At 59.9% G+C, this 10,408-nt stretch carries 10 protein-coding genes; 7 read left to right on the top strand and 3 right to left on the bottom strand.

Annotated elements, in window-relative coordinates; genetic code table 11:
• From tagH to AC1D00_RS13175, 3 genes are all read right to left on the bottom strand, one after another.
• On the bottom strand, positions 1-1,231 hold a 1,231-nt coding region (tagH, locus tag AC1D00_RS13185), incomplete at its 3' end, for a type VI secretion system-associated FHA domain protein TagH (protein ID WP_477010970.1).
• Between the two features lie 12 nt (positions 1,232-1,243).
• Positions 1,244-1,807 carry a DUF6931 family protein gene (locus tag AC1D00_RS13180; RefSeq protein ID WP_477010969.1) on the bottom strand — a complete coding sequence of 188 codons (564 nt, stop codon included), beginning with the start codon at positions 1,805-1,807 and terminating at the stop codon, positions 1,244-1,246.
• A gap of 5 nt (positions 1,808-1,812) precedes the next feature.
• Positions 1,813-3,681 carry a type VI secretion system Vgr family protein gene (locus AC1D00_RS13175; protein WP_477010968.1) on the bottom strand — a complete coding sequence of 623 codons (1,869 nt, stop codon included), beginning with the start codon at positions 3,679-3,681 and terminating at the stop codon, positions 1,813-1,815.
• 345 nt (positions 3,682-4,026) lie between these two features.
• On the opposite strand from AC1D00_RS13175, the gene AC1D00_RS13170 reads away from it, so the two are divergent.
• The 7 genes from AC1D00_RS13170 (at position 4,027) to tssF (ending at position 10,386) form a co-directional block, all read left to right on the top strand.
• Positions 4,027-5,340, top strand: coding sequence for a type VI secretion system protein TssA (locus AC1D00_RS13170; protein ID WP_477010971.1), 1,314 nt, complete (start codon positions 4,027-4,029; stop codon positions 5,338-5,340).
• 139 nt (positions 5,341-5,479) lie between these two features.
• Positions 5,480-6,007, top strand: a complete 528-nt coding sequence (tssB, locus tag AC1D00_RS13165) for a type VI secretion system contractile sheath small subunit (RefSeq protein WP_177234146.1) — start codon at positions 5,480-5,482, stop codon at positions 6,005-6,007.
• A gap of 16 nt (positions 6,008-6,023) precedes the next feature.
• On the top strand, positions 6,024-7,526 hold the full coding sequence (gene tssC, locus AC1D00_RS13160; RefSeq protein ID WP_167770485.1) for a type VI secretion system contractile sheath large subunit: 1,503 nt from the start codon (positions 6,024-6,026) through the stop codon (positions 7,524-7,526).
• Positions 7,527-7,576: 50 nt separating this feature from the next.
• The gene (locus AC1D00_RS13155; protein ID WP_477010967.1) at positions 7,577-8,062 is read left to right on the top strand and encodes an Hcp family type VI secretion system effector; all 486 of its coding nucleotides are present in this window, start codon (positions 7,577-7,579) and stop codon (positions 8,060-8,062) included.
• 174 nt (positions 8,063-8,236) lie between these two features.
• Complete coding sequence (gene tssE / locus AC1D00_RS13150; RefSeq protein ID WP_135172897.1) at positions 8,237-8,785, top strand: type VI secretion system baseplate subunit TssE; 549 nt, start codon at positions 8,237-8,239, stop codon at positions 8,783-8,785.
• 1 nt (position 8,786) lies between these two features.
• Positions 8,787-9,173: a type VI secretion system baseplate subunit TssF gene (locus tag AC1D00_RS13145; protein ID WP_477010966.1), complete on the top strand. Its 387-nt coding sequence runs from the start codon at positions 8,787-8,789 to the stop codon at positions 9,171-9,173.
• Between the two features lie 4 nt (positions 9,174-9,177).
• Complete coding sequence (tssF, locus tag AC1D00_RS13140) at positions 9,178-10,386, top strand: type VI secretion system baseplate subunit TssF (RefSeq protein WP_477010965.1); 1,209 nt, start codon at positions 9,178-9,180, stop codon at positions 10,384-10,386.
• Positions 10,387-10,408 lie beyond the last annotated feature (22 nt).

Genomic DNA, 10,408 nt, shown 5'->3' with positions numbered 1-10,408 from the left:
AGGAGCTTGCGCCACGCTGAAGCTCGAGCTCGCGCGCCATCAGCGTCGGATCTATGTCCGCAATCAGCTCATGGACAGCGTGCTGCATCGCCATGTAGGTCTTCAACTGATGTGATTTGAGATCACTGAAGCCCTGTGCAAAGGCGCGCTGTGCGTCGAGGTAGCTACGCGTCGGCGGCCCAAAGAGAATGCGCATCGCCTCTTCCGCGGTCGGCGAGAATTTCAGCGGATTATTTTCGAGAGCTTGGACGGTGGTCTGGCTTGTGCTGCGGGTCAGCTGTTTGGCTTGGGTTCGTGCTTGCAGCAGCGCCATGAGATTATCCACGGTCATACGCAAGATGATGCCAAGCTGTTCGGCGAGTTCGGCGTCGGACTTGTTGGCAAAGAAATTGTCCGGCAATCCTGCAGCGCGCGCCACCAGTCGCGCGAACTCGGTACCGCCGATTGGCTTGGCCGTGACAGGCCCCTCGCCTGCTGCTTGCGTCTGGCGCGGCGTCGCAACCTCTTGGTGTGATGGCGATGCCGGCGGCTGTGCACCGGCTGGTTCATCATCGATCCACACCGACGGCCGGCGTGGGGTCGGCTTGACTGGGGGGCGCTCGACTTGCGGTTTCGGCGCGGTGACTGGACCCGCTGCCCAGTTCATGTCGTCGTCCTGCACGGACGGTTGGTACGGAGACGTCGGCGATGACGGTCGAAATGGGTCTACACCCGGCGCCGGGACGCTCGCCGCCCAATCCAGGAACCCCGGATTAACGGGCCGCGCAGCCTCGCGTGGCTTCTTCAACAGGTGCGGATCGATGGGCGGCGGAACGTCACGATCGGCCGTCCAAAGCTCTCCGTAATCGGCATGCTGCTGGACCGAGGGTTCGTGCGGTTGCGCCTCATGGTTTGGACTGCGCCCGCCAGCCTCATCCTCCAGCGAAACTCCGATGATGTAGTGGCCGATCGTCAGTCGGTCGCCGTCGCGCAAGCGGTGCGGCCCCCGCATGCGCTGGTCGGCACCATTGAGAAAGGTGCCGTTGGTCGAGACGTCGTGCAGCCAATAGCCGCCGTCGCGAAAGTGCACTTCGCAGTGCTTTCCGGAAATCGTCCGCGCCGGATCCGGCAGCGTCCAGTCGAGGTGACGATCCCGGCCAATATCGACCGAGCGCCTGCCGGTGACCGTAAACGACACAGGTCCGCCGTCCGGAAGGTTCGGTTCGTTCTCGATATTAAAGCGAAGCACCATCACATCGTCTCGTTAGCGCGGAGGGCGCGGTTCGCCGCGTGCCAATTGAATACCATCCTCCAGGCATGACGTCATTATCTGGTCCCGGGAGTCACGGGGGAGCCGGCAGAGGCCAATCAGCAGTGCGGCACGCACCGCCCGTGCGGCCTGATCTGGCTTGGCTTCCACAGGCGCAAATTCCGGGGGAACCACGCTTCCGCCGGACCAGCCGGCCGCCAGCGCCAACCATGTCGCTGGCTGCTCAGGATCGTTGGCATTGCCGACGGCCAGCGCCTTGTTCCGGGACTGCTCGTCCGGTTGCCGGACCCAGGTCTCCACAATATTCAGCGACCTGCTATCGCTGGTGTCAAAATGGTCGAACATCCGTCGCAGAGAGCGACATCCCCAGGCAACTGCCACGCGCCTGGGAAGCAGATAGGCACAGTAAGACACGGCCTGGTGCCAATTCCGCGTGTCGGCGGCCTCCTGAAGGAAGTCCAGCGAAGGCTTGTCGGCGTCGGCTTTGCCGACATCATAACGCGCCAAGGGGTAGGCCTGAAACAGATCCTGTACCGTGCCGAACCGAACTTGTCCCATGATCGTCAACCGACAAGGGTTGGAGTGCCGTGGGCGACCAGCGGACCACCGGCCGCGAGCGCCATGCCGGCCTGCGCCGTCATGGCGATCGTCGGCGCGTTGATGACGATGCCCGCCGGGGTCAGGATGATCTGGCTTGGACCCACCTGCAGGGTGATGTTGGCATTGGCCGTGAGCGTGATGCTGATGCCTGCGTTGACAGACTGGTCCATGGCCAAAGTGACGTGCTGACCACCCAACTGGATATCGAGCTTGTCATTGCCGTTCTTGAGCGTGGTGTTGCGCGTGTCGCCGCCAAATGCAGCTTCGCCGATGGTCCGCGTCTCGGTGTCGCGGACCGTTACGTCGTGGTCCTTCTCGGCATGCACTGTGATCTTCTCGGATCCCTTCTTGTCCTCGAAGCTCCACTCGTTGAAGCCGCCGCCACCTTTGGTGGAGTCCGACTTCAATCCCGCAATCGTCTTCTTCGAGGGCAGATCGTAGGGCAGCTTGTATTCATCATTATACACAGTGCCGATCACCAGGGGCCGGTCCGGATCCCCCTCCAGGAATTCGATAACAACTTCCTGTCCGACGCGCGGGATGATCTGACCGCCCCAGCGCTTGCCAGACCAAACCTGAGCCACGCGCAACCGGCACGACCGCTTCTTCTTCCGATCCCAGAAAAATCGGACATAGATTTCGCCCAGCGATTCAACGTCAATTTCCTCGTTCGAATTGTCGTCTTTGGTCACCACCTTGGCGGTCTGGATGCCATTGATCCTTGGCTTCGGTGTCATCATCAGCGCTCGAAACGGCCGATCGCTCGGCAGAAACTCATAGCTGCCGAAATAGACATGTTGCCCGGCGTCGCTGGGACCGCCTGTGCGGTAAGATTCAATCGAGAACGAGTGCGTGGCTCGCACCACGAGATATTCCACGTTCTGCGAGTCCTTGGAGTGCTTTTCGAGCTTCGTCAGCCCACCGGGGAACAGGTTGACCGCGTCACCATTGCCGCGACGCCGCCGGTCCATCGCCTGCTCCGCCTCGAGCTGGATCTTCGCGTAGCGCTCGCCGTCGGACTTTTCCTTGAACTTCCCGGGATAGTCGTAATACTCCATCTCCGACCGAGTGTAATGCTCGGAGCCCTTGGCATCGCTGATCAACTGAGCGTTTGGCTTCTGGTAGTTGTAGTCGTTGAGTTCGATCTTGCCGGTACGAAACCGGCGCTCCGACACCCATTCATAGATGTGCTGCTCGCCTCGACGATCGGCACCCGTCAGCGGGATGTAGGGAATCGTAGCAAGACCTTTGATCGGGCTGTGCGACGATTTGGAGTCCGCCAACACCAGCGTGTGTTTGCCGCCCTCATGCTTGAAGAAGTAGGAGATGCCGTGCTGCTCCATCAGCCGGCACACGAAATTCATGTCGGTCTCGCGGTACTGAACGCAATATTCGAGCTTCGGACAGGACCCCTCTTCGGTCAGTTTGGATTCATAGTCGGTGAAGCCACGTTCGTTGAATACCTCCTTGATGATGTCGGGCGCCTTCTTGTCCTGAAAGATCCGGCAATCAGTTGTCCGCGACAACAGCCATAACCAGGGCCTCAGCACGATCCGGTAGCTGAAATAGTCGTTCTTCACCCCGAGCCATTGGGCCTCTGTCAGAATGCCACTGAACTCGCGCTCCTTTTCATGCAGCTTTATGGTCAGCGTACACTGCTGACCGATGGCACGATCGAAGTCGAGGTCGGCATCCTCACTGAGACACTCGATGCGATACTCGAACAGTTCGCTGAGACCTTCTGAGCCTTCGAATCCGGCAAAAACCAGAACGTCCTTGCCAAGAGGCGTCTTGAGTTCGCAGAGGCGGGTATCCTGAGTAAGCTGGCCCATGTGGGCTTAAACTCCCTCCTTCGATCGAATGACCCGCTGCGAAGAGCTGATCAGACGTTATGCGATAACCACGGAAATCCTGCCCGCCACCGGCAGTGCCGGCAGGTCCGCCCCAGGGTGGTCCGGACGCTCCACAACAGCGGTCCAAAGAACCGCCCCGGTCATCAAGTAGTCGGCTCCAAGAGCTTGCCGGTTCACGCGAAAATGGCATGATCTTCGGGAATGAACCAACACCAGCAGGCATCTGACCCATGGATATAGACTAGGATCATGGATGCCCCGCGATCCGGCAGTCGCCACGGGCTCGGCAGCGGGGCCGTGGCCGAGCAGATGGACGATCGTCGTATGCTTGATGTCGCCTCCCTGACGCACCCCGTTGCCGCTGACGATCCCTGCGGGCCGGATCTCGACGCCATCGGAGACGTCCAGTATCTGAATTTCTTCGCAGGTGCGGAATCCCTGCTGCCAATGTCGTTCTTCGAGGTCGTCAATGCCAATGGGGAACGTGGACGCTTCGATCCAAAGGCAGTCGATTTTGCCGGCCAATTTGCCGCCGCACAGCCCCTTATTGCTCGTACCCGCGATCTGCGCCTGAACCTGCTGTTGGCCAAGTTTTCAATTCTCAACCGCGATCTCGACGGCTTTCTCTGCTGCCTGAAGGCGACCAACTTGCTGCTGCGCGAGCAGTGGGAAGCGGTGCATCCGAGAGGCGAGGACGGCGACTACGCGCTTCGGGCTGTCACGGTCGAAGCAATCGACGTGTTTCCGACCGTGATCAACCCGCTCCAGTTCCTTCCCCTGATCGAGAACCGCAGACACGGCAACCTCAACTACCGCGCCTATCAAATCGCCCAGGGCGAAATTCCCGCCGGTGAGGCTGACGCCGACGGGCTCGATCTCGCGACCATCGAGCGCATCGTCAGCGAGACGGATCTCGACACTCTCAAGACAGCCAGCGCGCGGTGCTCCGCGGTCGCGGCTGAAATCGCGGGCATCAAGGCGACCTGGCGTGAGAAGTTGAACTCGGGGCAACCGATCAGCCTCGACAGGCTCTCGGGCTTGGTTAACGGGATGGCTGCCTGGCTTGCGGGTCTTGTTGCGTTGCGGGATCCTACGGCAATCGCGGAAACTGCGGAAGATGTCGGTCCTGTCGATATACAGGTGCGGTCAGACACGATCGGGGTGGTGGCTTCATCCGCACAGGCATCTGCAGCGCTTGCAGCGGCGGCCGATTATTTCGCCCGAATGGAACCATCCAACCCGGCACTGTTGTTGGTGCGTCAAGCGCAGGAGATGGTCGGCAAATCATTCATTGAAGTGATGCGGATGCTGGTGCCGTCCCACGTGGAGAGCGCCGCGATCAACATCGGACGCGACAAGGTCTTCGACCTGTCGATCGAACGGATGGCCGAGCTCGCAACCTCGCTCTCATCGACGACCGATGACAGCGCTCAAGATATTGTGTTTTCAGTGGAAAATAGAGCACAGGCCTTGGGCTTGCTGACCAAGGTGGCGTCGTTTTTCCGAACCGCGGAGCCGTCCAGCCCCATCCCCTTTTTGATCGACCGCGCGCGCGACCTCGCACAACGAGATTTCCTCAGCCTTTTGAATGATGTTCTTCCTGAGGGAGCCCTTAAAACAATCGACAGATCGCATTGAACCCAGCTTTCGCTCGAGGGCACTAACTGGACACAAGGATGTTTGCCGACCGCAGCAACTTGAAGCGCCCTAGCCACTCTGCGTCGCGCAAATTCGATGTCTTTTTCGATGTCTAATGCGATTTCGTAGTGAGGGAACCATGGCTACAGACAGCGGTCAAAAATTCATTCGGCGAAACCGCGCACCACGCGTGCACATCACATACGAAGATCCTTACGACGCCGAGCGGCTGATCGAACTGCCGTTCGTCATGGGCGTCCTTTCCGACCTCTCCGGCAATAACCCTGGCGTCGAGAAGACGAAGGTCGAGGAGCGCAAGTTCCTCGAGTTCGACATGGACAATTTCGACAACCGCATGGCGGCAATCCAGCCCGGCGTGACGGCGCGTGTCGCCAATCGCCTCAACGATGGATCCGACGAAAAGATCTCGGTCAACCTGCGCTTCAACAAGATGGCAGACTTCACGCCGGTGGCCGTCGCCCGCCAGGTACCGGCTACTGCCAAGCTGCTCGAGGCGCGCGAACAACTCGCCAACCTGCTGCGCTACATGGATGGCAAGGTGGCCGCCGAGGACCAGCTCAAAAAACTTCTCGCCGATCCTCAACTGATGGCGGCGCTTCGGGAACGCGCGACAAGCCAGTCGACCGAACCTGGCACCGAGAGCTAAGGAAGGAATGGGGACCATGGCAAAAGAAGCTGTTCACAAAGAGAGCACCACCCAGGTCAAGACCGTCGAAGCTGACGAGTTTGCCACTCTGCTGAAGCAAAGCTTCAAACCGCGCACTGAACGCGCAGCGACCGAAGTCGAAAACGCGGTATCCACGCTCGTTCAAGAGGCGTTGAAGGACACGAGCGTCATCAAGTCGGACGTCCTCGACACCATCGAGGAGATGATCGCGCGGATCGACCAGAAGCTGACCGCGCAAATGAACGAGATTCTTCATACACCTGAGTTCCAGGCAATCGAAAGTGCTTGGCGCGGCCTCCACTACCTCGTCTTCAATTCCGAGACCGACGCCAACCTCAAGATCCGGGTGATGAACGTCTCCAAGAACGAGTTGTATCGGAATCTGCGGCTTTACCCCGATGCGCGCTGGGACCAGAGTCCCCTGTTCAAGCAGATCTACGAGTATGAATTCGGCCAGCTGGGCGGCGAGCCGTTCGGCTGCCTGATCGGCGACTACTATTTCAGCCACCTCCCAACCGACGTACAGTTGCTCCGCGATCTGAGCAAGATCGCCGGCGCCGCGCACGCTCCCTTCTTCAGCGGCGCCGAGCCGACGCTGATGGGAATGGACTCTTGGACCGAGCTGTCCAACCCTCGCGACATCGGTAAGGTGTTCGACACGCCGGAATATGCCGCATGGAAGGGGCTGCGCGATCAGGACGACTCACGCTATCTCGGCCTGTGCATGCCCCGCGCGCTCGGTCGCCTCCCCTACGGCGCGAAATCGGAGCCCGTGGAAGAGTTCGCCTTCGAAGAGGAGACGGACGGACACACCGGCGACAAATACGGCTGGATCAACGCCGCCTACGCAATGGCGGTCAACATCAACCGCGCCTTCAAGGAATTTGGCTGGTGCACGCGCATCCGCGGTGTGCAGTCCGGTGGCGAAGTCATCAACCTGCCGACGCACACATTCCCGACCGATGACGGCGGCGTCGACCTGAAATGCCCGACCGAGATCGCCATCAGTGATCGCCGCGAGCACGAACTTGCAAAGGCGGGCCTCATCCCGCTGATCCATCGCAAGAACACCGACAAGGCCGCCTTCATCGGCGCCCAGTCACTCTACAAGCCGAAGAAGTACTTCGGCGATAAGGGCGTGGATGCCACCGCGTCCGACAACTTGTCGTCACGACTACCTTACATGTTCGCAGTGTCCCGCTTTGCCCACTATCTGAAGTGCATGGTTCGCGACAAGATCGGATCCATGAAGGAGAAGGATGAGCTGACGATCTGGCTGCAAACCTGGATCAACGAATACGTTGATGCCAACCCAGCCCTCTCGTCAGAAGCTCAGAAAGCGCGCAAGCCACTGGCCGCTGCGAAGGTTGAAGTCATCGCAAACGAGGAGAATCCGGGATATTACAACGCGCGCTTCTTTCTTCGTCCACACTTTCAGTTGGAGGCGATGGACGTCGGCCTCAGCCTGGTTTCACGCCTACCCGGCCCCGCTTCCTGATGCCGCAACATCGCAACCGTAACCACGCAGACATTTGAGAGGACTACGCTATGGCTGTCGACATCTTCTTGAAACTCGATCCGATCAAGGGCGAGTCGCTGGACGACAAGCACAAGGACGAAATCGATATTTTGAGCTGGTCTTTCGGCGAGAGCCAGTCAGGCACTTTCCACAGCGGTTCGGGCGGCGGCGCCGGCAAGGTCAGCGTCCAGGATCTCCACTTTACGCACTTCGTCGACAAGGCCACGCCGGAGCTTTTCAAGGTCTGCGCGAACGGCAAGCACATTGATACGGCGATCCTCACGGTCCGCAAGGCGGGTGAACATCCGCTGGAGTATCTCAAGATCGAGATGAAGCACATCCTAGTCACCAGCGTATCGACGGGCGGATCGCACGGTGAAGATCGTCTCACCGAAAACGTGAGTCTGAACTTCGCGAAGGTCAAGATGACCTACAAGACCCAGACGGAAAAAGGCGGCGCTGGAGCTGCGCCGGTGTTTGGCTGGGACGTTCCCGCCAACAAGGAATGGGCCTGATTGTCGGCCCTACCTGGCGCCGGTTGCGATAAGCGCGAACCGGCGCCAGGCGACGCAACTGCGGTCGCACGTCTTTGTGGGCCCGACCGCCTGTTGAGGCGACATCATCTTGGAGACCAACTGATGCGCCGCGGAATAGAATAGCGAGTCGGGCGGCCATCTTGGGGACCGTAAATGACTATTGCTCCAAAGAGGGACCGGCTTTCTCCTCCCTTGATGCTGGCCTTCCGCTCGGCTCATGAAGCCCGCGATGCGCGCAAGAAGCTCAATCTGCGCGATGAGTTCGGTGAGCGGATCATTGCCGGGCGGCGCAGCGCAGGCCGCTTTCCGATCTCGGAAACGTTGTTGCGGCGGGAGGTCTCCCATGACCTTGAAACGCTCCTCAATACCATTGCTCTGGAATCGACCTTGGATCTGAGCGGGCGGGATAGCGTTCGAACCTCGATCCTGAACTACGGCTTCCCCGATATCGCCCACCGTTCGATCGACGAGGTCACGGACGACGAACTCACCGACGCCCTGCGCGAGACTCTGACGACGTACGAGCCAAGACTCGATCGCAAGACGATCCGGGTCCGTCGCGACGGCTCGGTCGGTCCTGAGCAGCTGAAGCTGCGCTTCATCGTTCACGCAGACCTCAAGGCCGAGCCGCTCAACGTCCCCGTGGAATTTGTCGCCGACGTCGATCTCGACAGCGGCGACATCCAAATCAATCGACTTTAGCATGAATCGCGAATTCCTCGATTTCTACAATCGTGAACTGTCATTGCTGTACGAGCAGGCGGGAGATTTCGCCGAAGAATATCCTGGCATCGCAGAGCGCCTCGGCGGCCTCATCCGCGACCGCTCGGACCCGATGATCACGGGACTGTTGGAAGGCGCCGCATTTCTTGCCGCCCGCGTTCAGCTTAAGCTCAAGCACGAATTCCCGGAATTCACTGCAAACCTGCTTGAGCAGCTGGTACCGAACTATCTTGCGCCCACACCGTCGGCGATGCTCGTCACGGCACGGCCACCCTACGCCGACCCGGCGCTGCGCGACGGCAAGAAGATTGTACGGGGCGCCTATTTCGACGCAACCTACCCCGGTGGTGACTCGTGCGCCCCATGATTGCGTGCAGCAAATTGGCTTCGACGAAAACGAGTCTCTGTTCCCTAACGACAATCGGATCTTTCGCGGCTCGGAGCTGCTGCGAGAATATTTCATGTTTCCACGCAAGTTCCTCGGCATAAACCTGACGGGACTACGCAGCGTGATGTCGCGACTGCGCAGCAAATCGATCGATATTGTCTTCGCTTTCGATGAACACAATTCGCGGCTGGCTGCCTCGGTGCGCCCCGAGACCTTCAGGCTCTATACTGCACCGGCGATTAATCTGTTCGAGAAAACGAGCGATCGCATTCCTGTCAAGTCGAATACTTACGAGTACCATGTGGTGCCAGATCGCAGCCGCTATCTGGAATACGAACCGCACCAGGTGCTCGAGGTCTACGCGCACCTGCCGGCAGAGAAGGATAAACGGCCCGTGCGCCCGCTATATTCGGCCGCCGTCGACCGGACCAGCGGATCGGTCGACGGGCTTTATTTTACCGTCCGCCGCTTACCCCGGCGCCGCACAGTGGAAGAGAAGACATATGGTTCTTCCTCCGACTACACCGGAACGGACATGTTCCTCTCACTGCTCGAGCCCGGTGAATTGAGCGGCCAAGGCTCCGTCGCCGAACTGAGCGTCCGGGCTCTCTGCTCCAATCGCCATCTCACCGAGCACCTACCGGTCGGCCAAGGCGGCGCCGACTTTCGGCTGCTTGACGATACCTCCCTTGATCTGATGTGCGTCGCTGGTCCCACGCCACCACGCGAGCCGGTGGTCGCCCAACTGCGCAGCCGCAGCGAAATCGCCAACAGTGGGATTGTCAGCTGGCGGCTGATCAATATGCTCAGCCTCAACTATCTTGGCCTCGTCGAACGCGGTGGCGGCAAGAACGCCGGAGCGCTGCGCGAGATGCTGGCCTTGTTCGCCGATCAGTTCGACGACGCCACGGAGCGCAAGATCCGCGGCGTACGCAGCATAGAAAGCCGACCTGTCGTGCGGCGCGTGCGCGAGCGCACGGGTAGCGGCGCAGCACGGGGCCTGGAGATTACCGTTACGCTCGACGAGAAGGCATTTGAGGGCAGCGGCGTGTTCTTGCTCGGGGCAGTGCTGGAGCGCTTCTTCGCCGACTATTCGGGCTTCAACACCTTCACTCAGACGGTCATCTCGACGCCGGAGCGCGGCGAGATCATGCGGTGGCCACCGCGCATGGGCACGCGGAGACCGCTATGACGCTGATCGACCAGATGAAGGC

The organism is Bradyrhizobium sp. P2_E8 (assembly GCF_056403875.1).
Note: the sequence above shows the minus strand (reverse complement) of the source record. Positions and strands in the feature narration are given on the sequence as shown.

Bases quoted from the DNA above. Each gene is read 5' to 3' on its own strand.
- AC1D00_RS13180 (WP_477010969.1), bottom strand. From the start codon at position 1,807: ATGGGACAAGTTCGGTTCGGCACGGTACAGGATCTGTTTCAGGCCTAC.
- tssC (WP_167770485.1), top strand. From the start codon at position 6,024: ATGGCAAAAGAAGCTGTTCACAAAGAGAGCACCACCCAGGTCAAGACC.
- AC1D00_RS13170 (WP_477010971.1), top strand. From the start codon at position 4,027: ATGCTTGATGTCGCCTCCCTGACGCACCCCGTTGCCGCTGACGATCCC.
- AC1D00_RS13145 (WP_477010966.1), top strand. From the start codon at position 8,787: ATGAATCGCGAATTCCTCGATTTCTACAATCGTGAACTGTCATTGCTG.
- tssE (WP_135172897.1), top strand. From the start codon at position 8,237: ATGACTATTGCTCCAAAGAGGGACCGGCTTTCTCCTCCCTTGATGCTG.
- AC1D00_RS13175 (WP_477010968.1), bottom strand. From the start codon at position 3,681: ATGGGCCAGCTTACTCAGGATACCCGCCTCTGCGAACTCAAGACGCCT.
- AC1D00_RS13155 (WP_477010967.1), top strand. From the start codon at position 7,577: ATGGCTGTCGACATCTTCTTGAAACTCGATCCGATCAAGGGCGAGTCG.
- tssB (WP_177234146.1), top strand. From the start codon at position 5,480: ATGGCTACAGACAGCGGTCAAAAATTCATTCGGCGAAACCGCGCACCA.